The 26,927-nt window shown below is 60.6% G+C and carries 27 protein-coding genes; 9 read left to right on the top strand and 18 right to left on the bottom strand.

Annotation, left to right across the window (positions count from 1 at the left end; translation table 11 throughout):
- Positions 1 to 437: 437 nt before the first annotated feature.
- Positions 438 to 1,637 (bottom strand): tyrosine--tRNA ligase, encoded by a 1,200-nt coding sequence (gene tyrS, locus BM416_RS23330; RefSeq protein ID WP_027605883.1) that lies wholly within the window; start codon positions 1,635 to 1,637, stop codon positions 438 to 440.
- 208 nt (positions 1,638 to 1,845) lie between these two features.
- Between tyrS and BM416_RS23325 the strand changes: the two genes are divergently transcribed.
- Together BM416_RS23325 and BM416_RS23320 are read left to right on the top strand one after the other, a co-directional pair.
- Entirely contained in the window at positions 1,846 to 3,264 is a 1,419-nt protein-coding gene (locus BM416_RS23325) for a peptidoglycan DD-metalloendopeptidase family protein (RefSeq protein ID WP_092489594.1), read from the top strand.
- A 3-nt stretch (positions 3,265 to 3,267) separates the two neighbouring features.
- Positions 3,268 to 4,359 carry an anhydro-N-acetylmuramic acid kinase gene (locus BM416_RS23320; protein WP_092489593.1) on the top strand — a complete coding sequence of 364 codons (1,092 nt, stop codon included), beginning with the start codon at positions 3,268 to 3,270 and terminating at the stop codon, positions 4,357 to 4,359.
- Positions 4,360 to 4,450: 91 nt separating this feature from the next.
- Here the strand turns inward: BM416_RS23320 and erpA are convergent, their stop codons facing one another.
- Both erpA and argC read right to left on the bottom strand, forming a co-directional pair.
- Positions 4,451 to 4,801: an iron-sulfur cluster insertion protein ErpA gene (gene erpA / locus BM416_RS23315; RefSeq protein ID WP_003176443.1), complete on the bottom strand. Its 351-nt coding sequence runs from the start codon at positions 4,799 to 4,801 to the stop codon at positions 4,451 to 4,453.
- Between the two features lie 165 nt (positions 4,802 to 4,966).
- On the bottom strand, positions 4,967 to 6,001 hold the full coding sequence (argC, locus tag BM416_RS23310) for an N-acetyl-gamma-glutamyl-phosphate reductase (protein WP_065938249.1): 1,035 nt from the start codon (positions 5,999 to 6,001) through the stop codon (positions 4,967 to 4,969).
- A 135-nt stretch (positions 6,002 to 6,136) separates the two neighbouring features.
- Here argC and hemJ point away from each other — a divergent pair, with 135 nt between their 5' ends.
- The 6 genes from hemJ to coq7 all read left to right on the top strand — a co-directional run bounded on the left by hemJ (position 6,137) and on the right by coq7 (position 10,584).
- A complete protein-coding gene (gene hemJ / locus BM416_RS23305) occupies positions 6,137 to 6,565 on the top strand; it encodes a protoporphyrinogen oxidase HemJ (protein ID WP_027605887.1) in 429 nt (142 codons plus the stop codon).
- A gap of 23 nt (positions 6,566 to 6,588) precedes the next feature.
- Entirely contained in the window at positions 6,589 to 7,551 is a 963-nt protein-coding gene (locus BM416_RS23300) for an NAD(P)H-dependent flavin oxidoreductase (protein ID WP_092489592.1), read from the top strand.
- 69 nt (positions 7,552 to 7,620) lie between these two features.
- A complete protein-coding gene (locus tag BM416_RS23295; protein WP_092489591.1) occupies positions 7,621 to 8,583 on the top strand; it encodes a DUF805 domain-containing protein in 963 nt (320 codons plus the stop codon).
- A 62-nt stretch (positions 8,584 to 8,645) separates the two neighbouring features.
- Positions 8,646 to 9,434, top strand: a complete 789-nt coding sequence (locus tag BM416_RS23290) for an SDR family NAD(P)-dependent oxidoreductase (protein ID WP_065938247.1) — start codon at positions 8,646 to 8,648, stop codon at positions 9,432 to 9,434.
- Between the two features lie 46 nt (positions 9,435 to 9,480).
- Positions 9,481 to 9,819, top strand: a complete 339-nt coding sequence (locus BM416_RS23285) for a histidine triad nucleotide-binding protein (RefSeq protein ID WP_005792015.1) — start codon at positions 9,481 to 9,483, stop codon at positions 9,817 to 9,819.
- 117 nt (positions 9,820 to 9,936) lie between these two features.
- Positions 9,937 to 10,584, top strand: coding sequence for a 2-polyprenyl-3-methyl-6-methoxy-1,4-benzoquinone monooxygenase (coq7, locus tag BM416_RS23280; protein ID WP_027605891.1), 648 nt, complete (start codon positions 9,937 to 9,939; stop codon positions 10,582 to 10,584).
- Positions 10,585 to 10,645: 61 nt separating this feature from the next.
- Here the strand turns inward: coq7 and BM416_RS23275 are convergent, their stop codons facing one another.
- Entirely contained in the window at positions 10,646 to 11,068 is a 423-nt protein-coding gene (locus BM416_RS23275; RefSeq protein WP_005792019.1) for an OsmC family protein, read from the bottom strand.
- A 245-nt stretch (positions 11,069 to 11,313) separates the two neighbouring features.
- Between BM416_RS23275 and crp the strand changes: the two genes are divergently transcribed.
- On the top strand, positions 11,314 to 11,958 hold the full coding sequence (crp, locus tag BM416_RS23270) for a cAMP-activated global transcriptional regulator CRP (RefSeq protein ID WP_027605892.1): 645 nt from the start codon (positions 11,314 to 11,316) through the stop codon (positions 11,956 to 11,958).
- Here the strand turns inward: crp and BM416_RS23265 are convergent.
- From BM416_RS23265 to BM416_RS23200, 14 genes are all read right to left on the bottom strand, one after another.
- Positions 11,955 to 12,650 carry a lipoate--protein ligase family protein gene (locus tag BM416_RS23265; RefSeq protein ID WP_065938246.1) on the bottom strand — a complete coding sequence of 232 codons (696 nt, stop codon included), beginning with the start codon at positions 12,648 to 12,650 and terminating at the stop codon, positions 11,955 to 11,957. The genes crp and BM416_RS23265 overlap by 4 nt on opposite strands.
- Before the next feature lie 143 nt (positions 12,651 to 12,793).
- Complete coding sequence (gene trpC / locus BM416_RS23260; RefSeq protein ID WP_065925374.1) at positions 12,794 to 13,630, bottom strand: indole-3-glycerol phosphate synthase TrpC; 837 nt, start codon at positions 13,628 to 13,630, stop codon at positions 12,794 to 12,796.
- Positions 13,627 to 14,676 carry an anthranilate phosphoribosyltransferase gene (trpD, locus tag BM416_RS23255; protein WP_027605895.1) on the bottom strand — a complete coding sequence of 350 codons (1,050 nt, stop codon included), beginning with the start codon at positions 14,674 to 14,676 and terminating at the stop codon, positions 13,627 to 13,629. The genes trpC and trpD overlap by 4 nt, the downstream gene beginning before the upstream one ends.
- Positions 14,677 to 14,685: 9 nt before the next feature.
- Positions 14,686 to 15,279: an aminodeoxychorismate/anthranilate synthase component II gene (locus BM416_RS23250; protein ID WP_092489590.1), complete on the bottom strand. Its 594-nt coding sequence runs from the start codon at positions 15,277 to 15,279 to the stop codon at positions 14,686 to 14,688.
- A 10-nt stretch (positions 15,280 to 15,289) separates the two neighbouring features.
- Entirely contained in the window at positions 15,290 to 16,771 is a 1,482-nt protein-coding gene (trpE, locus tag BM416_RS23245) for an anthranilate synthase component I (RefSeq protein WP_092489589.1), read from the bottom strand.
- 70 nt (positions 16,772 to 16,841) lie between these two features.
- On the bottom strand, positions 16,842 to 17,660 hold the full coding sequence (locus BM416_RS23240) for a phosphoglycolate phosphatase (protein WP_092489588.1): 819 nt from the start codon (positions 17,658 to 17,660) through the stop codon (positions 16,842 to 16,844).
- On the bottom strand, positions 17,657 to 18,331 hold the full coding sequence (rpe, locus tag BM416_RS23235) for a ribulose-phosphate 3-epimerase (protein ID WP_065938240.1): 675 nt from the start codon (positions 18,329 to 18,331) through the stop codon (positions 17,657 to 17,659). Before rpe ends, BM416_RS23240 begins: the two co-directional genes overlap by 4 nt.
- Positions 18,332 to 18,415: 84 nt before the next feature.
- Positions 18,416 to 19,564, bottom strand: coding sequence for an iron-containing alcohol dehydrogenase (locus tag BM416_RS23230; RefSeq protein WP_065925379.1), 1,149 nt, complete (start codon positions 19,562 to 19,564; stop codon positions 18,416 to 18,418).
- A 117-nt stretch (positions 19,565 to 19,681) separates the two neighbouring features.
- A complete protein-coding gene (locus BM416_RS23225; protein ID WP_092489587.1) occupies positions 19,682 to 20,506 on the bottom strand; it encodes an ABC transporter permease in 825 nt (274 codons plus the stop codon).
- Positions 20,507 to 20,518: 12 nt separating this feature from the next.
- A complete protein-coding gene (locus BM416_RS23220) occupies positions 20,519 to 21,766 on the bottom strand; it encodes an ABC transporter permease (protein WP_027605900.1) in 1,248 nt (415 codons plus the stop codon).
- Positions 21,767 to 21,861: 95 nt separating this feature from the next.
- A complete protein-coding gene (locus tag BM416_RS23215) occupies positions 21,862 to 22,902 on the bottom strand; it encodes an ABC transporter substrate-binding protein (protein WP_065925381.1) in 1,041 nt (346 codons plus the stop codon).
- A 43-nt stretch (positions 22,903 to 22,945) separates the two neighbouring features.
- Positions 22,946 to 24,058, bottom strand: coding sequence for an ABC transporter ATP-binding protein (locus tag BM416_RS23210; protein ID WP_092489586.1), 1,113 nt, complete (start codon positions 24,056 to 24,058; stop codon positions 22,946 to 22,948).
- Positions 24,059 to 24,283: 225 nt separating this feature from the next.
- Positions 24,284 to 24,913 carry a response regulator gene (locus BM416_RS23205; protein ID WP_027605903.1) on the bottom strand — a complete coding sequence of 210 codons (630 nt, stop codon included), beginning with the start codon at positions 24,911 to 24,913 and terminating at the stop codon, positions 24,284 to 24,286.
- An 18-nt stretch (positions 24,914 to 24,931) separates the two neighbouring features.
- Positions 24,932 to 26,926, bottom strand: a complete 1,995-nt coding sequence (locus tag BM416_RS23200; RefSeq protein WP_092489585.1) for a PAS domain-containing sensor histidine kinase — start codon at positions 26,924 to 26,926, stop codon at positions 24,932 to 24,934.
- Position 26,927: the final 1 nt, after the last annotated feature.

Raw genomic sequence — 26,927 nt, 5'->3', positions numbered from 1 at the left:
TCCACAAGCACCCACACGAATTGCTTGATTCAGTTGTTAAAGAGCGGTTGGTTAAGAGCTTTCGTCTCAACCGAGGCGCGCATTCTACAGCAGCCTCATTTGCTGTCAAGTGATTATTTTCAGAAGCTTTCGAAGATTTCTTCAACAACTTCAACCACTTGCGCTTGCGATCTCTCGTCAGCGGGAGGCGAATTCTACAGCGTTACACGCTGCTGTCAACACCTCTTTTTCTCCGCTTTCGACCGAGAAGATCGAATCGTTAATAGCGCCAAACAACACGACTCTACCAACTACTTCTGGGCTTCGATGAACTGAAGCAATCCGCTATCTAATCCTGCATAACTCGTTGTTTACCAAGGAGTTTTACGTTTCGACTGCGCCGGAAGTGGGGCGAATTATAGACAGATACAATTCGCCGTCAACACTTAATTTCAGGTTTATTCGGATTTGAGCGTAATACGCGCAAATGCCTTCTTCCCCGCCTGACAAACGTGGGTAGCACCCAGCTCGTATATAAAGGTGCGATCCACCACCTCACCATCTATACGCACACCGCCAGACCCCAGAAGGTCACGCGCAACCGCCGAGTTCTTCACCAGACCAGCCTTATTAAGGACTGCCGCAATCGGCATGGCCTCAGTAGCCGTCAATTCAATCTCAGGTAGATCATCCGGCAGCTCGCCGTCTCTCATGCGATTACCTGCCGCACGGTGAGCACTGGCCGCAGCCTCTTCACCATGGAAACGCGCAACGATCTCTTCCGCCAGCTTGATCTTCACGTCACGAGGATTGGCACCCGCCTCTACATCCGCACGCAGCGCATCGATCTCATCCATCGAGCGGAAGCTCAACAGCTCGAAGTAGCGCCACATCAACGCATCCGGGATAGAGACCAGCTTGCCGTACATCACACCCGGAGCCTCCTGGATGCCTACATAGTTGCCCAGGGACTTGGACATTTTCTTGACGCCATCCAACCCTTCCAACAACGGCATGGTCAGGATGCACTGAGCCTCCTGACCATAAGCACGCTGCAACTCACGCCCCATCAGCAGGTTGAATTTCTGATCGGTACCACCCAACTCAACATCCGCGCGCAGCGCTACCGAGTCATAACCCTGAACCAGCGGATACAGGAACTCATGAATCGCGATCGGTTGATTGGTTGAATAGCGCTTGTCGAAGTCATCGCGCTCAAGCATGCGCGCCACGGTGTACTGGGAAGTGAGGCGAATGAAGTCCGCCGGCCCCATCTGATCCATCCAGGTGGAGTTAAACGCCACCTCGGTCTTGGCCGGATCAAGAATCTTGAATACCTGGGTCTTATAGGTCTCGGCATTATCGAGAACCTGCTCACGGGTCAGCGGCGGGCGTGTCGCACTCTTACCGCTCGGATCGCCGATCATCCCGGTGAAATCACCTATAAGGAAGATCACCTGATGCCCCAATTCCTGGAACTGACGCAGCTTATTAATAAGCACGGTATGACCCAGGTGCAGGTCCGGCGCCGTCGGATCGAAGCCAGCCTTAATACGCAGGGGTTGGCCACGCTTGAGCTTTTCGATCAGCTCGGCCTCGACCAACAGTTCTTCCGCACCACGTTTTATCAGCGCTAGCTGCTCTTCAACCGACTTCATAACAGACCCGCAAGGCTCAGATTCAAAAGGGAACCAACCATACAAGATCAGGGACTAATTACAAGTTTTGCCCTGCGCACGGACACCGTTCAGCAAGCCCAGCGTTCGCGAGCTTGCGTCACAGATGATTTGGTTATATTTTATACAGTTATTTCATCTTCATCATGTCATTCATCTTTTCCATTTCATCTTCAAAGTCAAATTACCTATGACCACTGAACCGTCTAAAGCGCCGCCGCTTTACCCGAAGACCCACCTGCTCGCAGCAAGTGGTATCGCCGCCCTTCTCAGCCTGGCACTCCTGGTATTTCCTTCCAGTGACGTAGAGGCCAAACGAACATCCCTGAGCCTTGACTTGGAGAGTCCAGTTGAACAACTGACACAAGATCAAGACGCTTCCGACGCCCAACAAGCCACAAATGCTCCCACTGAATCGCCGTTTGCCCAGATCGAAAACACGCCGGAAGACACCCAGCAAGCCGTTCAAGAACAGAAAAAACCCGTAGTAGACAATGCCAAGAACCCTCAACACCGCGAAGTGATCGTGGCGAAAGGCGATACGCTTTCGACCCTGTTCGAGAAGGTAGGCCTTCCCGCAGCCACCGTTAACGATGTACTGGCCAGCGATAAACAAGCCAAGCAATTCACCCAGCTCAAACATGGCCAGAAACTGGAATTCGAACTGACACCAGACGGTCAGCTGAACAACCTGCACACCAGCGTCAGTGACCTCGAGAGCATCTCCCTGACCAAGGGCGCCAAAGGCTTTGCCTTCAACCGTATTACCACCAAGCCAGTCATGCGCTCTGCCTACGTTCACGGCGTGATCAACAGCTCACTGTCGCAATCTGCCGCGCGCGCTGGCTTGTCCCATAGCATGACCATGGACATGGCCAGCGTGTTTGGCTACGACATCGACTTCGCTCAGGACATCCGCCAGGGTGATGAATTCGACGTGATCTACGAGCAGAAAGTCGCCAACGGCAAAGTGGTCGGCACCGGCAACATTCTCTCCGCACGCTTCACCAACCGTGGCAAGACCTACACCGCAGTGCGTTACACCAACAAGCAAGGCAACAGCAGCTACTACACCGCCGACGGCAACAGCATGCGCAAGGCCTTCATCCGCACTCCAGTGGATTTCGCTCGTATTAGCTCGCGTTTCTCCATGGGTCGCAAGCATCCAATTCTGAACAAAATCCGCGCCCACAAAGGCGTCGACTATGCCGCCCCGCGCGGTACGCCTATCAAGGCGGCTGGCGATGGCAAGGTCCTGCTCGCAGGGCGCCGCGGTGGCTACGGCAACACGGTGATCATCCAGCACGGCAACACCTACCGCACCCTGTATGGCCATATGCAAGGTTTCGCCAAGGGCGTGAAAACAGGCGGCAATGTGAAGCAAGGCCAAGTAATCGGTTATATCGGCACCACTGGCCTGTCCACCGGACCGCACTTGCACTATGAGTTCCAGGTCAATGGTGTGCACGTCGACCCATTGGGACAGAAGCTGCCGATGGCCGACCCGATCGCCAAGGCCGAGCGCGCACGCTTTATGCAACAAAGCCAGCCGCTGATGGCGCGCATGGACCAGGAGCGCTCCACCCTGCTTGCTTCGGCGAAGCGTTAAGGTATGCCGTTCTATATAGGTGTAATGTCCGGGACCAGCCTCGATGGCCTGGACATCGCCCTGATCGAACAAGGTTCGGCGGTCAATCTGATCGCCACCCACTACACACCGATGCCGGACACCCTGCGTGCAGAGCTGTTAAGCCTGTGCGCCAGCGGCCCGGATGAGATTGCCCGCTCAGCGATAGCCCAGCAGCACTGGGTCACACTCGCCGCCCACGGCATTCACACATTGCTCGACCAGCACAACCTCAAGCCTCAAGACATACGTGCGATCGGCAGCCATGGCCAGACCATCCGTCATGAACCCGCCCGAGGCTTTACCGTGCAGATCGGCAACCCGGCACTGCTTGCGGAGCTGACGGGCATCAGCGTAGTCAGCGACTTCCGTAGCCGCGATGTTGCCGCTGGCGGCCAGGGCGCGCCTCTGGTGCCCGCCTTTCATGAAGCGTTGTTTGGCGAAAGCACCGGCAACCGTGCAGTGTTGAATATTGGAGGCTTCAGCAATCTCAGCCTGATCGAAACCGGCAAGCCCGTAGCCGGCTTCGACTGCGGCCCAGGTAATGTGCTGCTGGACGCCTGGATTCAACAGCAGCGCGGCGAACACTTTGACCGTGACGGGCAGTGGGCGGGTAGTGGCAAGGTCGAGCCTCAACTACTCGCCGCACTACTCAGCGATCCATTCTTCCTGACCAAAGGCCCGAAAAGCACCGGCCGTGAAGTGTTCAACCTCGGGTGGCTGCACCAGCATCTTGGCCGCCTGCCCGCCTTTGAACCCCAGGACGTACAGGCCAGCCTGCTGGAACTGACCGTCCTGACCATCGTCGAGGCCCTGCAAACAGCGCAGCCCGAGACAGAAACGTTACTCGTCTGTGGCGGCGGCGCCCATAACACCACAATGATGAATCGTCTGGCCGCGTTGTTGCCATCCACTCAAGTCAGCAGCACCGCCACCCACGGCGTAGACCCGGACTGGGTCGAAGCCATGGCCTTCGCCTGGCTGGCTCACTGCTGCCTGGAAGGCATTGCCGCCAACCGGCCCAGTGTCACCGGCGCACGCGGGCTAAGGGTACTTGGCGCGATCTACCCTGCCTGACGAACACCTCGCCAGAATCGCAGACAGCAAAACGCCGCTTGGCCGATCAAAGCCAAGCGGCGTTTTTATTCGTTGTAGATCAGGCTGTCGATCAGATCGAGAACGAAGAGCCGCAACCACAGGTGGTGGTCGCGTTAGGGTTCTTGATCACGAAACGCGAACCCTCCAGACCCTCCTGGTAATCCACCTCGGCGCCTGCCAAGTATTGGAAGCTCATCGGGTCCACGACCAGGCTAACGCCTTCGCGCTCAACGATGGTGTCATCGTCAGCCACATCTTCATCGAAGGTGAAACCGTACTGAAACCCTGAACAACCGCCGCCCGTAACGAATACGCGCAGCTTCAAGCGATCATTACCCTCTTCATCGACCAGGCTCTTCACCTTGTGCGCAGCACCGTGGGTAAATTGCAAAGCCGTGGGGGTGAAGGATTCAACGCTCATGCTGATAATCTCCCGGCGTAGCGCCGCCATATGCGTAATGGCGGGTATTATCCGCTTCTCCTAGAAAAGCGGTCAACTATTGTTACGGTATATCAATCTGCATCGCCGCCATTAGAAACCCAAAAGGCCCGATCAACGGGCCTTTTGCGCAGTCAGTAAATCGTTTTAAGGCAGCATGCCGGCGTGGGACAGACCCAGCTTTTCATCCAGGCCAAACAGGATGTTCATGTTCTGCACCGCCTGGCCCGACGCGCCCTTGACGAGGTTATCGATCACCGACAACACCACCACCAGGTCACCATCCTGCGGACGATGCACCGCAATCCGGCACACGTTGGCGCCTCGCACGCTGCGGGTTTCCGGATGGCTGCCGGCAGGCATCACATCGACGAACGGCTCGTTGGCATAACGCTTTTCAAACAACGCCTGCAGGTCTACCGAACGATCGACCACGGTGGCGTACAACGTGGAATGAATGCCACGAATCATCGGCGTCAGGTGTGGCACGAAGGTCAGGCCTACGTCTTGGCCGGCGGCGCGCCGCAGCCCCTGACGAATCTCTGGCAGATGGCGATGCCCTTTTACTGCGTAAGCCTTCATGCTTTCCGATGTCTCGGAGTACAAGGAACCTACCGCTGCTCCACGACCGGCGCCGCTGACACCCGACTTACAGTCTGCGATCAGGCGCGAAGCATCCGCCAGCCCGGCCTCGAGCAACGGCAGGAAGCCCAGTTGCGTCGCCGTCGGATAGCAACCCGGCACGGCGATCAGGCGCGCCTGCTTGATCTGCTCCCGATTGACTTCCGGCAGGCCGTACACCGCCTCTTCCAACAGTTCCGGTGCACCGTGAGGCTGGCCGTACCACTTGGCCCATTCGTCGGCGTCTTGCAGGCGGAAGTCCGCCGACAGGTCGATGACCTTGGTGCCAGCGGCCAGCAGTTCGCCAGCCAACGCATGGGCAACGCCATGGGGAGTGGCAAAGAACACCACATCGCAGGCGCCAAGGGTGTTGATGTCCGGAACGCTGAACGCCAGGCCGTCGTAGTGGCCTCGCAGGTTCGGGTACATATCGGCCACGGCCAGACCGGCCTCGGATCGAGAGGTAATGACCACGACCTCAGCTTGCGGATGCTGAGCCAACAGACGCAGCAATTCGACACCGGTGTAACCCGTGCCGCCGACGATACCGACCTTGACCATAAACCTGCCCTCAACGAACCCACTGGAAAGCCGTCGATAATAGGGGCCGTATCGTCCTGCGACAACCGTCAACGTGACGTATGGGCGCATGAGCCACTACTATCTGCGCTACCGTGAACCTGGGAATAACTAAAAATGCTTTATCTATGGGTCAAAGCCTTCCATATCGTCAGCATCGTCTGCTGGTTTGCCGGGCTGTTCTACCTGCCGCGCCTGTTCGTCTACCATGCTCAAAGCGAGGACACTGTCAGCAAGGAACGCTTCAGCGTCATGGAGCGCAAGCTGTACCGCGGCATCATGGGCCCGGCGATGCTGGCCAGCCTGGTGTTCGGTATCTGGCTGATAGCCCTTAACCCCGGCATCTTTCAATCGGGCGCCTGGATCCACGCCAAGTTGACCCTGGTAGTGTTCCTGATTGGCTACCACCATATGTGCGGCGCGCAGGTAAAACGTTTCGCCCGTGGCGAAAACACCCGCAGCCATGTCTTTTATCGCTGGTTCAATGAAGTCCCGGTTCTGATATTGCTGGCTATCGTAATTTTGGTCGTGGTCAAACCGTTCTAACTTCATTACTCGGGGTACCTCCAATGTCGCTGCCCGCTCTGCTTGAACAACGTCTGCGCCTGCCCGTGGTGGTGGCGCCGATGTTTCTGATTTCCAACCCGCAATTGGTGCTGGCCTGCTGCCGCAACGGCGTGGTCGGCAGCTTCCCGGCGCTCAACCAGCGCGAGAGCAGTGGCTTCAAAGCCTGGCTGGAGGAAATCGAAGCGGGCTTGGCGCAGCTGGACAATCCTGCGCCCTACGCCGTCAACCTGATCGTGCACAACAGCAACCCTCGCCTGCAGGCGGACCTGGCGATCTGCGTCGAGCACAAGGTGCCAATCGTGATCACCAGCCTGGGCGCAGTGAAAGAACTGGTAGATGCCGTGCACAGCTACGGCGGCCTGGTGTTTCATGACGTCACTACCCGGCGCCATGCCGAAAAAGCCGCTGAAGCCGGTGTCGACGGCCTGATCGCCGTGGCCGCAGGCGCCGGTGGCCATGCCGGTACCTGGAGCCCGTTTTCGCTGATCGCAGAAATTCGCCAATTCTTCGACAAGACCCTGCTGCTGGCCGGCTGCCTTAACCACGGCCATGAGATACTCGCCGCCCAGTTGCTGGGGGCAGACCTGGCGTATTTCGGCACACGGTTTATAGGTACCACCGAAAGCCACGCCCCGGATGCGTATAAAGAGATGCTGCTCACATCACGCGCCGCCGACATCGTGCACACTCCCGCTGTCTCCGGCGTGCCCGCAAGCTTTATGCGCCAGAGCCTGGAAAATGCCGGTTTCGACCTCGCTGCCCTGCAGGGCAAAGGCGAAGTAAACTTCGGCTCCAAGCTCAAGCCGCTGAGCGACGAAGCCAAGGCCTGGAAGACCGTATGGTCTGCAGGCCAAGGTGTCGGTGAGATTAATGATTTACCCGGCGTCGATGAACTCGTTGCCCGCCTGGATGCCGAATACCGCAAGGCGCGCGAACAGGCGACACAGTTGCGCTGGCCACGCTGACCCAACCGCAAGGCCTGCCGATCGAGCAGGCCTGCACTACCCCACTGATTCAGTGACAAGGATGCCCGCATGAGCGACAACCGTTTCAAGATTGTGTTTGATGGGGCCTTGCTCCCGGGTGTCGAAAGCACCACAGCCAAGCTGAACCTGGCTGAACTGTTCAAGAGCACGGTCGAGGACATCGAGAAACTCTTCACCGGCCGCGTTGTTGCACTGAAACGCGACCTTTCCCGCCCCGACGCCGAAACCTACCTCACCGCGCTGAAAAACGCCGGGGTGGACGCACGTATCGAGGCCGAACAGCCCGTAGCCTTCAGCCTTGCCGAAACCCACGAAACAGATTCCGGCGCAGCTGACCTCTCCCGCCCTGCCGCTTCGCCGTATGCACCGCCGCGTGCCGCCGTAGGTGAAAGCCTGCCGGAATACGCCACCCTCAAGGTCTTCACCATCAATGGCCGTATTGGTCGTCTGCGGTACCTGGCATGGACGCTGGTACTGACCGTCGCCATGCTCGTCGCAGCCGGCATCCTCAGTACTGTGGGCTTTGCCATCGCGACCGCGTCACCGACCATAGCCATTATCCTCGGCTCGCTGCTGGGCTTCGCGCTGTTCGTCGCGGTTGTGGTCGTGAGCGTGCAGATCGGCGTGCAGCGCCTGCACGACCTGGGCTGGTCCGGCTGGTTGTACCTGCTGAACCTGGTACCGCTGGTGAACAGTATTTTCCCGCTGCTGCTGTTGGTCATGCCAGGTAACACCGGCGCCAACCAGTACGGCGCACCGCCACCGCGCAACTCCACCGCGGTGAAGGTCCTGGCCTCACTGTGGCTGGCATTCATCCCGCTGATGCTCATCATCGTGGTGTCGCTGGGCATGAACGGCTACCTGGATCAACTCGAAACCAACGTGGACAGCAGCTACGAGAGCAGCTCCATCACCTCCGATGAAGACGCCGACCAAAGCGTGATCGTCGATGAGGAAGACGCGCAAAGTGCTGACGACGCGGCCGAACCTGTAGACTCTCCAGAACAGTAAAGAAACGCGCCGCGCCTGAGATGCCTCCATCCCAGGCGCGGCGTGTTGCGATGGAGAAAGGCATGACCCGTTACGCTCTGATCACCGGTGCCTCCAGCGGCATCGGCCTGGCTTTGGCCGAAGCCCTGGCCCGTCGCGGCCGCAGCTTGATTCTGGTGGCCCGCCAGCGTGATCAGTTGGAAAGCATTGCAATCGAATTGACCCAACGCTTCGGCGTCGAGGTGCTGTTTCGGGCATGCGATCTCGGCGAGCCATTGCGCTTGTCCGGGTTCCTGCTGGAGCTGGAAGAAGGCGAGCGGCAGATCGATTTGCTGGTGAACTGCGCCGGCATTGGCACCAGCGGGCCATTCCTGGCCCAGGACTGGATGACCGAACAAGACCTCATCGAAGTCAACATCCTTGCCCTCACCCGCATGTGTCACGCCTTGGGCAATACCATGGCGCTGCACGGTGGCGGGCAGATTCTCAACGTTGCCTCGGTCGCCGCGTTCCAACCCGGCCCGTGGATGAGCAGCTACTACGCCAGCAAGGCCTATGTGCTGCATTTCTCCGAAGGCTTGCGCGAAGAACTCAAGACCTGCGGCATCAAGGTCTCGGTGCTTTGCCCCGGTCCTACGCGCACCGCCTTCTTCGGTACGGCGCAGATGGACACCGCCAGACTCGAACGCAGCGAACAATTGATGAGTCCGGAAGAAGTGGCGCTCTATACCGTGCGCGCACTGGAAAAGAACAAAGCCATCATCATTCCTGGACGACGTAATCGCTGGCTGGCCTTCAGCCCGCGTTTCAGCCCGCGCTGGCTGACTCGCAAGATCGCCGGTGCGATCAACAAGGCCTATTGCCCGCGCTGATCGCCTGGGTACACTCACCTTGCACTTTCATAATGGAGAAACAGCTGTGGATACTCTGTTCACCAAGATCATCAACAGAGAAATACCCGCGAAGATTATCTACGAAGATGATCAAGTCCTCGCCTTTCACGATATTGCCCCACAGGCGCCGGTACATTTTCTGGTTATCCCGAAGAAACCTATCCGTACATTGAATGACTTGACCGAAGAGGATAAGGCCCTGGCCGGCCATATTCTGTTCACCGCCCAGCGCTTGGCGGTGGAGCAAGGCTGCGAGAAAGGTTTCCGCGTAGTGATGAACTGCAACGAAGACGGCGGGCAGACCGTTTACCACATCCATATGCATGTGCTGGGCCAGCGCCAGATGAACTGGCCGCCGGGCTGAAATAGCCCGCTACAAGGGGCGCAGCCCAAGGCTGCGACCCCATGCCCTTGACTCAGGGCAAACGCGTTCCTCTCTCTTGCGGTAAACTGGCCGCCGAGATTCTTCCCGGAGGTCAGCATGACTACCCAACGTCACTACTCGCCCATTGACCGTCTGTTGCTGCAAGCCGACATGGCCATGCGCACACTGCTGCCCTTCAGCGGCCAACCGTACCGCCCGTCGCCCGCCATCGTGCAGCCTGACGCGCAGATGAGCGAGACCGAGACCCGCCATGTCGCAGGCCTGATGCGTATCAACCATACCGGTGAGGTCTGTGCCCAGGCGCTGTACCAGGGCCAGGCCCTGACCGCCAAGCTGCCGCAGGTGCGCGCAGCCATGGAGCATGCGGCCGAGGAAGAAATCGATCACCTGGCCTGGTGCGAGCAACGTATTCGCCAGTTGGGGAGCCATCCCAGCGTGCTCAACCCGCTGTTCTACGGCTTGTCATTCGGCATCGGCGCGGCTGCGGGCCTGATCAGCGACAAGGTCAGCCTCGGCTTTGTCGCCGCGACGGAACATCAAGTGTGCAAGCACCTGGATGAACATCTGGAGCAACTGCCGGCCGATGACGAAAAGTCCCGGGCGATTCTTGAGCAGATGCGTATCGATGAGGAGCACCACGCCGAAAGTGCGCTGGATGCCGGCGGTTTCCGCTTCCCGGCGCCAGTACGATTCGGCATGAGCCTGCTGGCCAAGGTCATGACCAAAAGCACCTACCGCATCTGACTAAACCTGCGGCTGCAAAAAAGGGCGCTATCCAGCGCCCTTTTCTTTTGTCGACTGGCGATCAACCCAATTCGATGATCTCGTAGTCATGGGTGATGGCCACACCGGCCGCGCCGAGCATGATCGACGCTGAGCAATACTTCTCGGCCGACAGCTCAATGGCGCGCTTGACCTGGGCCTCTTTCAACGCCCGGCCCTTCACCACGAAATGCATGTGGATCTTGGTGAACACCTTGGGATCTTCAGTGGCGCGCTCGGCTTCCAGGAAGGCTTCGCAGCTTTCCACGGCCTGGCGGGATTTTTTCAGGATGCTGACCACGTCGAAATTGCTGCAACCGCCCACACCAAGCAGGAGCATTTCCATCGGGCGTACGCCCAGGTTACGGCCACCGGCTTCCGGCGGGCCATCCATGACCACAACATGGCCACTGCCCGACTCACCGAGGAACATGGCTTCGCCCGCCCATTGGATGCGTGCCTTCATCGCCCAGACTCCACTGCTAAAAAAGGGTCGCCAGCTTAGCACAGGGCCCGGGCGCAACCGCGCTTCCCATCAAAGCGATCAATAACGGAGCTGACTCGGAAAATTCGCTAATCGAGTCAGAATGTGTCTGTTAAGCTGGCGCCAAAGGAGTGGCGTATTGCCACCCTTTATACAACGTGTATCAATGCCGATACCGCTAAGTACAACAACTCCAACCACCTCGCGCTGCCTTTCGGGATACAACCATGGTTGCTCTTACGCCCATACCCAAGATCAAGAATCTCGACAAGTTGCTGATGCACTGCCAGCGCCGGCGCCATCCCGCCAAGCACAACATCATCTGCGCCGGTGAGCGCTCCGAAACACTGTTTTTCATTATCAAGGGCTCAGTCACCATCCTGATCGAGGATGAAGACGGCCGCGAAATGATCATCGCCTACCTGAACACCGGGGATTTTTTCGGCGAGCTGGGGCTGTTTGAACAAGCAGGCAAGGAGCAGGAGCGCAGCGCCTGGGTGCGGACCAAGGTCGAGTGCGAAGTGGCCGAGATCAGTTACGCAAAGTTTCGCGAACTCGCCCAGCAGGACCCCGACATTCTCTACGCCCTCAGCGGTCAAATCGCCCAGCGCCTGCGAGACACTACGCGCAAGGTTGGCGACCTGGCGTTCTTCGACGTCACCGGACGTGTGGCCCGTTGCCTGCTGGAGCTGTGCAAGCAGCCCGATGCAATGACTCACCCCGACGGCATGCAGATCAAGATCACCCGCCAGGAAATCGGGCGCATTGTCGGTTGTTCACGGGAGATGGTCGGCCGCGTGCTCAAGGATCTTGAAGAGCGCAACCTGGTGCACGTCAAAGGCAAGACGATGGTGGTGTTCGGTACCCGTTAAGCCGGCAGGAAGCTGGCCAGCATCTGACGGTACAAGGTGTCCAGCCGGCTGATTGCGTCCGGCGCGGGGAAGGCTTCGTGCAGGGCAATATGGCTGTCGGCACGAACCCGTTGCTCCAGGCCGCAGGCTTGGTTGAAACGATTGACCGCCGCGATCAGTTCTTCACGATCGTTATCCAGCAACAACGCACCGTGCACCAACCCCACCGGGCGGCCCCCGCTTTGCCGCCAGCGCTGGGCAGTGCCGACCATTTTGCGCCCGTTGAGGTTGACGTTGTAACGACCGTCGCAGAATGCACCGTCGATTTCCCCGACGGAGGCATCGCCGCCCAACTCGATAAGTAAATCGCAGATCGGCTGGCATAGACGCTGGTAACCGGTTTCGATGCGACCTTGATCACCCTCACTGCGCGGCGGAGCGTAGACCAGGGCGATATTGACCGTGGCGCTGGACTGCGGCACCGGTTCGCCGCCGGTTTCGCGCAAGAGCACCGGCCAACCGGCATCCGCAGACACGCGGCTGGCGACATCGAAAGCAGGCAATCGGCTCAAGCGGCGTGGCATCACCAGTGCCTGATCGCTGGGCTGCCAGAACAACAACCCAAACGCCTGCTCACCCGCGCAAACGGCGGCCAACAAGGCTTGCTCGGCGGCAAGGCCTGCTTCAACACGCATCGACACTGGCTGGATCAATGGGCACCTACCTATCTGAATAAACACAAACCCAAATGTGGGAGGGGGCCTGCTCCCGATAGCGGTGTGTCAGTCGAGAATGCTCCAACTGAACCGCCGCCATCGGGGGCAAGCCCCCTCCCACACGTTGATCGCATTTCAAATCAATCGAGAGTGGAACCACTGACCGCCACGCCACGCTCCGGGAAGAACAGACGCTGCAGTTCCGCCCCCGGGTTCTCGGCACGCATGAAGGTCTCACCCACCAGGAACGAATAAACGTCACTGATTTCCATCAGCTCCACATCGGCACGGTTGACAATGCCACTCTCGGTAATCACCAGGCGGTCGCGCGGAATACGCGGCAGCAGGTCGAGGGTGTTTTCCAGGCTGACTTCGAAGGTGTGCAGGTTACGGTTGTTGACCCCCACCAGCGGGGTGTCGAGGGTTTTCAGCGCGCGCTCCAGCTCATCGCCGTCGTGCACTTCCACCAACACATCCAGGCCAACGCTTTTGGCCACGGCCGCCAGCTCGGCCATCTTCACGTCATCCAATGCGGAGACGATCAACAACACACAGTCGGCGCCCAAGGCACGGGCTTCGACGATCTGGTACGGATCGACCATGAAATCCTTGCGGATCACCGGCAACTTGCAGGCCGCGCGGGCCTGCTGCAGGAACAGGTCGGAACCCTGGAAAAAATCGATGTCAGTGAGTACCGACAGGCAAGTCGCCCCACCCTTCTCGTAGCTGACGGCGATTTCCGCCGGTACAAAGTTTTCGCGAATCACGCCCTTGCTCGGCGAAGCTTTCTTGATCTCCGCGATCACGGCCGGCTGCTTGAGCTTGGCCTGGGCAATCAGTGCCTTGGCAAATCCACGTGGCGCATCAGCGGCTTTCGCTTGGGCCTCCAACTCGGCCAGGCTCACACGGGAACGGCGTTCGGCGACTTCTTCAGCCTTGCGGGCCAGGATTTTTTCCAGAACGGTCGGCACACTCATCCTTCATTCTCCATCTTGAATACAGCGGTGAATGCTCCCAGCTCTTCGAGCTTTTCACGAGCCAGACCTGTGTGCAGCGCATCGTGGGCCAATTCGACACCTTCCTTAAGACTATAGGCATGATCGGCTGCGTAAAGTGCCGCGCCAGCATTCAGAACAATCATTTCCGCGGCTTTTTGACCGTTCTCGGTCTTACGACGCCCCAGAGCATCGCGAATCAGCTCCAGGGACGCCGCCGGGCTTTCCACCGCCAGGCCGTGCAGGCTCTGGCTCTTCATGCCCAAGTCTTCCGGTTCGACCCAGTATTCGCTGATCTGGTCATCCTTCAGCTCCGCCACAAACGTTGGCGCGGCCAGGCTGAACTCGTCCAGGCCGTCTTTGGAATGCACCACCAGCACATGCTTGCTGCCCATGCGTTGGAGTACTTCAGCCAATGGCCGGCACAGCGCCTGGCTGAACACGCCTACCACCTGGTGCTTCACACCGGCCGGATTCGTAAGCGGGCCGAGCATGTTGAACAGGGTACGCAGGCCAAGGTCCTTGCGTGGGCCGGCGGCGTGCTTCATCGCACCATGATGGGACTGGGCAAACATAAAGCCGATGCCGACGTTGTCGATGCAGCGCGCCACTTGTACCGGCGTGAGGTTCAGGTAAATGCCGGCCGCTTCCAGCAGGTCGGCACTGCCGCTCTTGCCGGACACCGCACGGTTACCGTGCTTGGCCACGGTGCAGCCCGCCGCCGCCACCACAAAGGACGAGGCCGTCGAGACGTTGAAGATGTTCGCACCGTCACCGCCGGTGCCGACCACGTCGACCACGCCGTCGAGGGTCTTGAGCTCGACCTTGTCCGCCAGCTCACGCATCACCGATACGGCGCCGACGATCTCGTCGATGCTTTCGCTCTTCATGCGCATCGCCATCATGAAGGCGCCAATCTGCGCATCGGTGCATTGACCGGTCATGATTTCGCGCATCACATCGCTCATTTCAGCGGTGCTCAGGTCCAGATGGCCGACGATACGGCTCAGGGCAGTCTTGATATCCATGGAAAGTCCTTAGCGCGTGCCGCCGCTCTGCTTGAGAAAGTTGGCGAACAGCTCGTAGCCCTGCTCGGTCAGGATCGATTCAGGGTGAAACTGCACCCCTTCGATATTCAGTGTCTTGTGACGCAGGCCCATGATCTCGTCGACGGTGCCGTCTTCCAGCTGGGTCCAGGCGGTCAGTTCCAGGCAGTCCGGCAGGGTTTCGCGCTTGACCACCAGCGAGTGGTAGCGGGTCACGGTCACCGGGTTGTTGAGTGCCTGGAATACGCCCAGGTCTTTATGGAATACCGGGCTGGTCTTGCCGTGCATCACCTGGCGCGCGCGCACCACATCACCGCCAAAGGCCTGGCCAATGGATTGATGGCCCAGGCAGACGCCCAGGATCGGCAGCTTGCCGGCGAAGTACTGGATGGCCTCGAGGGAGATACCCGCCTCGGTCGGCGTGCACGGGCCCGGCGAAACCACGATGCGCTCCGGGTTCAGGGCGGCGATTTCGGCCACGGTCAGTTCGTCGTTGCGAACCACCTTGACCTCGGCGCCCAGCTCCCCCAGGTACTGCACAACGTTGTAGGTAAAGGAATCGTAGTTATCAATCATCAGCAACATGGGGGAAACCTCAAGAATTGGGGGTCTGTTCAGCCAGCGCTACGGCGCGGAACATCGCGCGGCGCTTGTTCAGGGTTTCTTCCCATTCGAGGGCCGGCACCGAGTCGGCGACAATCCCGCCACCGGCCTGCACGTGCAGTTCCCCGTCCTTGATCACCGCCGTGCGAATCGCAATGGCGGTGTCCATGTTGCCGTTCCAGGCGAAATACCCCACGGCGCCGCCATAGACACCCCGCTTGACCGGCTCCAGTTCGTCGATGATTTCCATCGCACGAATCTTCGGCGCGCCCGACAAGGTGCCCGCCGGCAGAATCGCCCGCAAGGCGTCCATTGCGGTCAGCCCGGCCTTCAGCTCGCCGGTAACGTTGGACACGATGTGCATCACATTGGAATAGCGCTCAATGACCATCTTCTCGGTCAATTTCACCGAGCCGATTTCCGAGACACGCCCGGTGTCGTTACGGCCCAGGTCGATCAGCATCAGGTGTTCGGCGATTTCCTTGTCGTCGCTGAGCAGGTCTTCTTCGAGCGCCAGATCCGCTTCTTCGGTCGCGCCACGCGGGCGTGTGCCGGCAATCGGGCGCACGGTGATCAGGTTGTCCTCGACACGCACCAGCACTTCCGGCGAGCTGCCCACTACATGGAAGTCGCCAAAGTTGAAGAAGTACATGTACGGCGTCGGGTTGAAGCAGCGCAGCGCCCGGTACAGGTCGATGGGCGCCGCCTTGAAGTCGATGGACATGCGTTGCGACGGCACCACCTGCATGCAGTCACCGGCGAGGATGTATTCCTTGATGGTGTCGACCGCACGCTCATAGTCATCCTGGGTAAAGCTGGAGCGGAACACCGGGTCGGCTGCCGGCGGACGGGTAAGGTCCAGGCCGCGACGCGGGGTGATCGGCTGGCGCAGTTTTTCCAACAGCGCTTCGAGGCTGGCCTGGCCTTGCTCGAAGGCGTCGGCCTGGGACGGGTCGGCGAGCACGATCGCATGCATCTTGCCGGCGAGGTTGTCGAACACCACCACCGCGTCGGAGACCATCAGCAGAATGTCCGGCACGCCCAGGGGGTCCGGGTTCGGGCATTTGCCCAGGCGTTTTTCCACATAGCGCACGCAGTCGTAGCCGAAGTACCCCACCAGGCCGCCATTGAAGCGCGGCAGGCCAGGGATGGTCGGCACGTTGTAGCGCGCCTTGAAGGCTTCGACGAAGGCCAGCGGGTCTTCGACGTCATGACTTTCGATCTCGACGCCATCATGGGTGATGCTCACATGATGGTCGCGCACCCGCAGCACAGTGCGGCATGGCAGACCGATGATCGAGTAACGGCCCCATTTCTCGCCGCCCTGTACCGATTCCAGCAGGTAGGAGTTGGGCTGGTCGGCCAGCTTCAGGTAGATCGACAGCGGCGTGTCGAAGTCGGCCAGGGTTTCGCAGGCCAGGGGGATACGGTTATAGCCGGCAGCGGCCAAACGCAGGAATTCTTCGCGGATCATGAGGTGCCTCGTGGCGTGAGGGTCTAACAGTCAGGTATGCAAACGTGCCGCAGGGCGCGGCCAGGATCAGTCAGGCGCGCCAACGCCAGCGGGCCAGGGCCTTGATGACTTTCATCCAGAGTTTGCGAGTGACCACCACGATGGAATTTCCAGAAGGGGACGGATCGATGTCGGGCAACGTTATCTCAGCGCCAGCTCCCAGGCAACCGGGGATTAGCAGTCGCAGGTCATCAATCACCAGCGACGGCGACTCTTCGGCGATCGGACGACCATGGTTGTAGCCGTAACTCAGGGCCACGCACTGCACGCCGGCCGCTTTCGCCGCCAGCACGTCACTGCGCGAATCGCCGACAAACAGTGACTGGGACGCCGGGATATTGGCCATTTTCATCACGAAAAACAGCGCCGCCGGATCGGGTTTCTTCTGCGGCAAGGTATCGCCACCGATGATCCAGCGGAAATAACGGCCGATTTTCATCTGGTCCAACAGCGGCGCGACGAAGCGCTCCGGCTTGTTGGTGATCAGGGCCATTTCCACGCCCTGCTTGCTCAGCCATTTGAGGGTGTCGCGTACGCCGGGGTAGACCACGGTCAGTTCGTGGCTGCGCTCATAGGCAACATTGAACAGTTCGAGGGCGTGCTCGGCCTCTACATCATCGACACCTTCGGCATCGATGTGATTGGCCAGGGCCCGGCGCACCAGCATCGGCGCGCCATTGCCGACCCATTCGCGTACCGACGCAAGCCCCGCCGGCTTGCGCCCCAGCTTGAGCAGCATCTCGTCCACCGCCGCCGCCAGGTCTGGCACCGAGTCGATCAAGGTACCGTCCAGATCGAACATCACCAGCCGTGGCAGTTTGCCGGGGAACAGCTGCTCAAAGCCGCTCATGGACGCGCCAGCGCCAATTCGGCGCGCATCCTGGCGATGACTTCCTGATAGTCCGGGGCGTTGAAGATCGCCGAGCCGGCCACGAAGGTGTCGGCACCGGCAGCCGCGATTTCACGGATATTGTTGACGTTGACCCCGCCGTCGATTTCCAGGCGGATGTCGCGGCCCGACGCATCGATCAGCGCACGGGCTTCACGCAGCTTGTCGAGGGTACCGGGGATGAACTTCTGCCCGCCGAAGCCTGGGTTGACGCTCATCAGCAGCACCATGTCGACCTTGTCCATCACGTACTTGAGCACGTCCAGCGGGGTGGCCGGATTGAACACCAGGCCGGCCTTGCAGCCGCCCTCGCGGATCAGTTGCAAGGTGCGGTCGACGTGCAGCGAGGCTTCCGGGTGGAAGGTGATGTAGGTCGCGCCAGCGTCAACGAAGTCACCGATGATGCGATCCACCGGGCTGACCATCAGGTGCGCATCGATCGGCGCGGTGATGCCGTACTTGCGCAGCGCCGCGCAGACCATCGGACCGATGGTCAGGTTGGGCACGTAGTGGTTGTCCATGACATCGAAGTGCACGAAGTCGGCACCGGCGGCCAACACCTTGTCCACTTCCTCACCCAGGCGGGCGAAATCGGCGGAGAGAATCGATGGAGCAATAACGAAGGGCTGCATGACGCACCTTTTTTGAGCTAAATCACGATGGCGCGCATTGTATACCTCATGCTTTGCCCTGCGCACCGTGACCTAACTCAACGGCTAGTACGCCGCCCGATAGATTTTCTCGATATCGGCCGCGCTGAGCTTGCGCGGGTTGTTACGCATCAGGCGCTCGATACCCGCCGCTTCCGTGGCCATGGCCGGGATGGCGTCCTCGGGAACCCCGAAACTGCGCAGGCCGGAAGGAATCTCCACGGCGGCACACAATCGCGTCATCGCCTCGACGGCCTGGTCGGCGGCATCGTTGACACTCAGGCCGCTGACATTCACGCCCATGGCCTGGGCAATGTCCTGCATGCGCTCGACACAGGCCAGTTTGTTCCAGTGCATCACATAGGGCAGCAACAGCGCATTGCTGACGCCATGGGCGATATTGAACCGCCCGCCCAGCGGGTAGGCCAACGCATGCACGGCGCCCACCCCGGCATTGCCGAAGGCCATGCCGGCCATCAGGCTGGCGGTGGCCATATCGTCGCGGGCCTGCAGGTTGGCCGGGTTGGCGTAGGCCTTGGGCAGCGCCTTGGCGATCAGCTTGATCGCCCCAATGGCCAGGGCATCCGTGATCGGCGAGGCATTCAGGGAAAGGTAGGACTCAATCGCATGCACCAGCGCATCCACGCCACTGGCGGCGGTGACGCTGCGCGGGCAGGTCAGGGTCATTTGCGGGCTGATCAGCGCGACGTCCGGCAGCAGGTAGTCGCTGACGATGCCCTTCTTCAACTGCGCGACCTTGTCGGAGAGGATCGCCACATTGGTCACCTCCGAGCCGGTGCCGGCGGTGGTCGGGATGGCGATCAGCGGCGGGCCCTTGCGCGGCACCTGGTCGACACCGAATAAGTCCGCCAGGGCGCCGTGGTAACCGGCATAGGCGGCAACGCTTTTGGCAATATCGATGGCACTGCCTCCACCCAGGCCGATCAGGCCGTCGTGGCCACCGTCGCGGTACGCCTGCATGCAGTCTTCGACGATGGAGATTTCCGGGTCGGGCAGCACGCGGTCGAAAATCTCGTAAGGGCGCTCACCCAGGTGTTCGAGTGCCAGCGCCACCGTACCGGACTTGACCAGCGCCGCATCGGTGACAATCAACGGGTTATCCACATCCAGGCGCGTCAACTCGGCGGCCAGTTGCTCAATGGCGCCAGCGCCGGTCAGCAGTTTGTGGGCGATCTTGAATGAGGAAGTACTCATGTGCGCGGCCTCTTATCGGTGATGGGCTGGCACAAGAGTAGCTGACTGGATCGGGTTGTCTTCCATTCAGGCGCTGAATGGTCACAGCCCCCCTGTGGGAGGGGGCTGTGTCGGGCTTTAGACCTGGGCCGTGCGCAGTTTCTCGCTACGCCCACGCAGCCACTCCAGGGTCAGCAACAGCACGACCGAGAAGGCGATCAGCAAGGTCGCCGCCGCCGCAATCGTCGGGCTGAGGTTTTCGCGGATGCCGCTGAACATCTGGCGCGGCAGGGTCGCTTGCTCGGGGCCGGCGAGAAACAGGGTCACCACCACCTCATCGAACGACGTCGCGAAGGCAAACAGCGCGCCGGAGATCACCCCAGGTGCAATCAACGGCAAGGTTACCCGGCGAAACGCCGTCAAGGGCGAGGCCCCCAGGCTGGCCGCGGCCCGTACCAGATTATGGTTGAAACCCTGCAAGGTCGCCGACACGGTGATGATCACAAACGGCACGCCGAGCACCGCATGCACCACGATCAGCGAAAAGAAACTGTTGCCCAGCCCCAGTGGCGCAAAAAACAGGTAGCTGGCCACACCGATAATCACCACCGGCACCACCATCGGCGAAATCACCAGGGCCATCACCAACGCCTTGCCGGGGAAATTCCCACGGGTCAGGCCGATTGCCGCCAGGGTGCCGAACACCATGGCCAATACCGTGGCGGCCGGGGCGACGATGATGCTGTTCTTCAACGCACGCATCCATTCCGCCGAGGCGAAGAAATCCTGGTACCAGTGCAGCGAGAAGCCTTGCAACGGGTACACCAGGAAACTGCCACTGTTGAAAGACAGCGGGATGATCACCAGCACAGGCAAGATCAGGAACAACAGGATCAAGCCGCAAAGGATCCGCAAGCTGTAGAACCACACCCGTTCCACCGGTGACATATAAGGGCTCAGCATCGCAAGGTCTCCTCAGCTCAGGCGCAGGCGGCTGGCGCCCACCAGCCGGTTGTAGATCAGGTACAGCACCACGGTCGCCAGCAGCAGCAAGCCGCCCAACGCCGTCGCCATGCCCCAGTTGATGCTGGTGTTGGTGTAGAAAGCCACGAAGTAGCTGACCATCTGGTCGTTCGGACTGCCCAGCAGTGCCGGGGTGATGTAGTAACCGATCGCCAGGATGAACACCAGCAGGCAGCCGGCGCCGACACCGGCATACGTCTGTGGGAAGTACACGCGCCAGAAGCTGGCGAACGGGTGACAGCCCAGGGAGATCGCCGCGCGCATGTAGGTGGGCGAGATGCCTTTCATCACGCTGTAGATCGGCAAAATCATGAACGGCAGCAGGATATGCACCATGGAGATGTAGACCCCGGTGCGGTTGAACACCAGCTCCAGGGGTTTGTCGATCAGGCCCATGCCCATCAGCGCACTGTTGATCAGCCCGCCGGATTGCAGCAGCACGATCCACGCCGCCACCCGCACCAGGATCGAGGTCCAGAACGGCAGCAACACCAGAATCATCAGCAGGTTGCTTTTGCGCGCCGGCAGGTTGGCCAGCAAATACGCCAGCGGATAAGCCAGCAGCAGGCAGATGGCGGTGATCACCAGGCCCATCCAGAAGGTGCGGGCGAAGATGTCCAGGTAGATCGCCTGGTCCGGGGTGGCCGGGGCCACTTCGCCGAGGTCGTCGATGCGGTGATCGACGGCCGCCAGCAGGTAGAACGGTGTCAGGCTGCTGGTATTGCGCCGGATCGCCTGCCAGTACGCCGGGTCGCCCCAGCGTTCGTCGAGGTTTTCCAGCGCTTCTTTATAAGAGCCAGGCGCTTCGGTAAACGGCAGCGCCCGCGCGGTTTTGGTCAGCAGGCTGCGATAGCCGGCCAGTTCCATGTTCAAGCGTTTGGACAGATCGCCCAGGGTCTGGTTTTTACGCGCCTCGCCCAGGTCTTCACTGAGGGCCTGGTACACCGGCTCACCCGGCAGACCACGACCGTCCCAGGCCGTCACCGCCACCACGGTACGCGGCAGACCACCCACCACTTCCGGGTTGCCGACGCTTTTAAACAGCAGCGCAACAATCGGCACCAGGAACACCAGCAGCAAAAACAGCACCAGCGGCGCAATCAAGGCCTGGGCCTTCCAGCGATTGAGCCGCTCGGCACGCGCCAGGCGCTGCTTGAGGGTGGGGCTGTTGACCTCGTTCGAGGGAACGGCGATGGCCATGGCTGACTCCGAATCTTGAAAATGAATGCAATCTTTCACACACAAGAAATCCCTTGTGGGAGGGGGCAAGCCCCCTCCCACAGGGTTATGCAGTGTTACTTGGCAGCCCAGGAGTTGAAGCGCTGCTCCAGCTGCTCGCCGTTATCCGCCCAGAAGCTCACGTCGATCTGCACCTGGTTGGCGATGTTCTCCGGCGTAGTCGGCATATCCTTGAGGATGTCCTTGGCCAGCAACGGTACCGCCTGGGTGTTGGCCGGGCCGTAGGCGATGTTTTCCGAGTAGGTCTTCTGCTGCTGCGGCTGCACCGAGAAGGCGATGAATTTCTTCGCCGCTTCGGCACGCTCCTTGGACAGGCCTTTAGGGATGGCCCAAGCGTCGAAGTCGTAGATGCCGCCGTTCCACACCACTTTCAGGTTGCTTTCTTTTTGCACCGCAGCGATGCGGCCGTTGTAGGCCGAACTCATCACTACGTCACCCGAGGCAAGGTATTGCGGCGGTTGTGCGCCGGCTTCCCACCATTGGATCGAGGGCTTGAGTTCGTCGAGCTTCTTGAACGCACGGTCCTGGCCATCTTTGCCGGCCAGCACTTTGTACACGTCCTTCGGTGCAACACCGTCGGCCATCAAGGCGAATTCCAGGGTGTACTTGGCACCCTTGCGCAGGCCGCGCTTGCCCGGGAATTTCTTGGTGTCCCAGAAATCCGCCCAACTGGTTGGCGCAGACGCCAGTTTGTCCGCGTTGTAGGCCAGAACGGTCGACCATACGAAGAAGCCCACGCCGCACGGCTGGATCGCGCCCTTCACGTAGTCGGCGCTGTTGCCAAACAGTTTCGGGTCCAGCGGCTCGAACATGTCTTCGTCACAGCCACGGGACAACTCCGGCGACTCCACCTCCACCAGGTCCCAGGACACGCTCTTGGTGTCGACCATGGCTTTGACCTTGGCCATCTCACCGTTGTACTCGCCGGCGACGATCTTGCCGTTGCCCGCGCTTTCCCAAGGTGCATAGAAAGCCTTGACCTGTGCAGCCTTGTTCGCACCGCCAAAGGACACGACGGTCAGGTCCGGGCCAGCCATGGCCTGTGTCGCGCCCATCAAGCTCAGGGCCAGGACGGAATATTTCAGGGATCTCAACATTGTTGTTCTCTCCACGTGCAGGGTTGGTGAAGCCATGGGGCGATCAATTCGCCTCTAGAAGTGGGTCGAGTGCGCGAACGTGCTCGACTTGCCAGCCAATCGGTACCACATCGCCGACCGCCAACGCCGGGTCCAGCTCGGCGATCGGTTGTTTCACAAAAAAATCGGCCTTGCCGCAGACTTCCAGGCGCACGCGCACGTGATCGCCCAGGTAGATGAATTCCGCCACCCGCCCGGAGAAACGGTTAACGCAGCTTTCGCTGGAGCCATTGAGGCTGACACGCTCAGGGCGCACCGACAGGGTCACCGGGCCGCCGATCTGGCCGACGTTCACCGCCAGCGCCTCGACCTTCTCGCCGCGCGCCAGCTCCACCACGCAGCGCTCGCCGGTGTGACTGTGCAGGCGACCATTGAGGCGGTTGTTTTCACCGATGAAGTTGGCGACGAAGGTGTTCTTCGGCTCTTCATACAAGGTACGCGGCGCGGCGATCTGCTGGATCTCGCCCTGGTGGAACACCGCCACGCGGTCGGACATGGTCAAGGCTTCGCCCTGGTCGTGGGTCACGTACACCACGGTCACGCCGAGGCGTTGGTGCAGGTGCTTGATCTCCATCTGCATGTGTTCGCGCAGTTGCTTGTCGAGGGCGCCGAGGGGTTCGTCCATCAGCACCAGTTGCGGCTCGAACACCAGCGCCCGGGCCAAGGCCACGCGCTGCTGCTGGCCGCCGGACAGTTGCGCCGGATAGCGCTGGGCGAAGGCGTCGAGCTGGACCATGCTGAGCACGCGTTTGACCCGCTCGCTGATATCGGTCTTGCTCAAGCTCCGCACCGACAGCGGGAACGCGAGGTTCTCCGCAACGGTCATGTGCGGGAACAACGCGTAGTTCTGGAACACCATGCCGATGTCGCGCTTGTGCGGCGGCACGTTGTTGATCGAGCGCCCGGCCAGCTGGATTTCGCCGGCGGTCGGCGTTTCGAAGCCGGCCAGCATCATCAGGCTGGTGGTCTTGCCCGAACCGGAAGGCCCGAGCAGGGTGAGGAACTCGCCCTTGCGAATCTCCAGGTTGAGGTCTTTGACGATCAGGTTCTCGCCGTCGTAGCTCTTCTGCACGCCACGAAAGCTGACCAGCACATCATTTGAATCCACCTCGCTCATACCCGCACCTTTGTATTTTGGACTGCTGTGGCACAAGCGTAGTCCAGGCGCGAGACCCCGGAAATCGGGGGCCAGGAGAGAATGGCATCAGCCGGATGGAAGGTTTGGGGTAGGGATCGCCCTACACGGATGGCGGGGATGGAACAGGGCAGCGGCAAGAGGCGAGCTGCAAGCGGCAAGAATGGGTTCGGCGGTGTTTTGGGGTTGTCGTTATTGGGTATGTGGTTAGAGGAGCTTGTGCTCCATGGCGTACTTCACCAGCTCCGCCAGGGAGGTGATATTCAGCTTTTGCATCAGCCGCGCCTTGTGGGTGCTGATGGTCTTGCTGCTCAACGCCAGTTGCTGGGCGATGTCATTGACATTGGCGCCCTGGGCCAGGCGCTCGAACACTGAGAATTCACGCTCGGACAGCAGCGAATGCAAGGGCCTCGAGTCAGTCAGGCCGACCTCGAAGACCATGCGGTCCGCCAGGTCAGGGTCGATGTAGCGCCCGCCGGCCGCGACCTTGCGAATCGCCATCAGCAGCAGCGCGGGATCGCTGTCCTTGGTGGCGTAGCCCGCCGCGCCCACCTTCAAGGCGCGGGCGGCCATTTGCGCCTCATCGTGCATCGACAGCACCAGGATCGCCGGCGGATTGCTCAGCGCCCGAATGCGCGCGATCGCTTCCAGGCCATTCACGCCTGGCATCGAGATGTCCAGCAACACCACCTCGCAAGGCACATGGCGCAAGGTCTCGAGCAACTGCTCGCCATTACTCGCCTCCCCCACCACCAGCAGGTCCTTGGCCAGGCCGATCAATTGCTTGATGCCTTCACGAACGATGGTGTGGTCTTCGGCTACCAGTACACGGATCACAAGGGCTTCCTCTTATCGTTATGCATCCAACGGCACCGTGACACTCAGGGTGGTGCCCTCGCCCAATTGACTGTCCAGGCTCAGTTGCCCGCCCATGATCAGCACCCGCTCGCGCATCCCCACCAGGCCAAACGACACCGGGCGCCCCTGGGCCTGGACGAAACCGACGCCATCGTCGCTGATAGTCAGGCGCAGGTCGGTGCCTTCCACCGCCAGGGTCAGTTCGACAGTATGCGCCTGGGCATGGCGCATCACATTGGTCAGTGCCTCTTGCAGGATACGGAACAGGCCGATGGCCTTGGCATCGCTCAAGGTCGGCAGGTTATCCGGCACTTGCACCAGGCAGGGAATCTGCGTGCGCGCTTCGAAACGCCGCGCCTGCCATTCGATGGCCGAGGCAATCCCGGCGTCGAGAATCGGCGGGCGCAGCGCCGTCGCCACGTCCCGCACCAACTGGAACAGTTGGGCGATCAGGCGCTTCATGCTGTTCAAGCGCTCGTGCAGGCCAGGATCCAGTTGCGCATAGGACAGCTCGCACATGGAGGTTTCCAGCTTGAGCACCGTGAGCATTTGCCCGAGTTCGTCGTGCACTTCCCGGGCGATGCGCGCCTTTTCTTCTTCGCGCACGGTTTCCAGGTGGGCGGACAACTCGCGCAGTTGCGCTTCACTTTGCATCAGGGCGGCCAGGGTGCGGCGCAGTTCGGTGACATCGTTCAGGTAGACAACCAGGTATTCGGCCTCGGCAAATCGCAGAAAGCTCAAGGACACGTTGGCCGGCAGGATGCTGCCATCGGCGCGCAAACAATCGGTGGCGAAATTCTGCGCCCCCTCTTCGCTGGCCCGTGCGCGCTTCCACAAATTGAGCCAGCGGTCCATATCCAGGGTCGGGTCGAGGTCGACCAGCGGCCGTTCGATCAGTGCACCGGGCTCGTAACCCAGCATGCTCTCGGCCGCACGATTGGCGTAGCGCACATGGCTGTCCCAGTTGACCCAGAGGATGCCGACGGTGCTCTGGTCGATGGAAAACTGCGTCAATCGCAGCGCTTCGGCACCGGCGGCACGGGCGGCGCTTTCTTCGCGGGCGGCCAGCAGGCCATGCTCCAGCACACGTTGCTGGCGGCGCTGCCAGAACACCACGGCCAGACTGGCGAGCAGCAACAGGCCGAGCAGCAGGCTGAGGTTCTGCCAAAGGCCTTTGGATTCGGATAAACGTGGGTATTTGGGTTGCAGCCAGCGACTGTGCAGTTGATCCAGGTCGCGGGCCGGGATAGCGCTCAGGGCACTTTCCATGATGCCGGCCAGTTCCGGCCAGTCCCGGCGCGTGGCGACCCGCAGCAATTGCGGCAGGCCGATGTCCCCGACCACCGCCAGCCCGCTGAACTCGGCCTCTGCGGACAAGCGGCTTAATTGTGCTTCATCCACCACGGCATAACGCGCCTGCTGGCTGACCAACAGCTGCAAGGCCTGGCGCTCCATGGGCACGCCTTGCAGGTTGAGGCCGGGATAGGTACTGCGCAGGTAATCGGCCACGGCGCTGGGCATGCGCACGGCAACCCGGGATTGATCGTCGAGCTTCTCCAGCTCCACGGCACCACCGCCCTCGCGGATGCCGACAATGTGTTGAGGCACACGCATATACGGGTCGGTGAACTGCCACAGGCGCAAACCGGCCGGGGTTTGCTGCAGGCCAGGGGCAATGTCCACCTCGTCATCGCGTACGGCCGCCTCCAACTGCTCCTGATCAGGGAAGTTGCGCCAGGTCAGCTCGATGTTCAGCGCCTTGGCCAGCCACTGCATCAATTCGACATTCGCCCCGGACAAGCGCTGCAGGCGCCGGTCGTATTGCGCGTAAGGCGCCTGCAACACCACGCCCACCCGCAGCTCCGGGTGCCGGGCCAGCCATTCGCGCTGCGGCGCATTCAGCTGCGCCTGCGGTGTGGCGGGCGCGGGGGAAGCGTTTGCCATCAAGGCAAGGCACAAACAGCCGATAACCAGCAGACAGCGAAAACCCATG

This window comes from Pseudomonas sp. NFACC42-2 (assembly GCF_900116055.1).
Taxonomy (GTDB): domain Bacteria; phylum Pseudomonadota; class Gammaproteobacteria; order Pseudomonadales; family Pseudomonadaceae; genus Aquipseudomonas; species Aquipseudomonas marginalis.
This window is presented reverse-complemented; position numbering and strand designations above follow the sequence as displayed.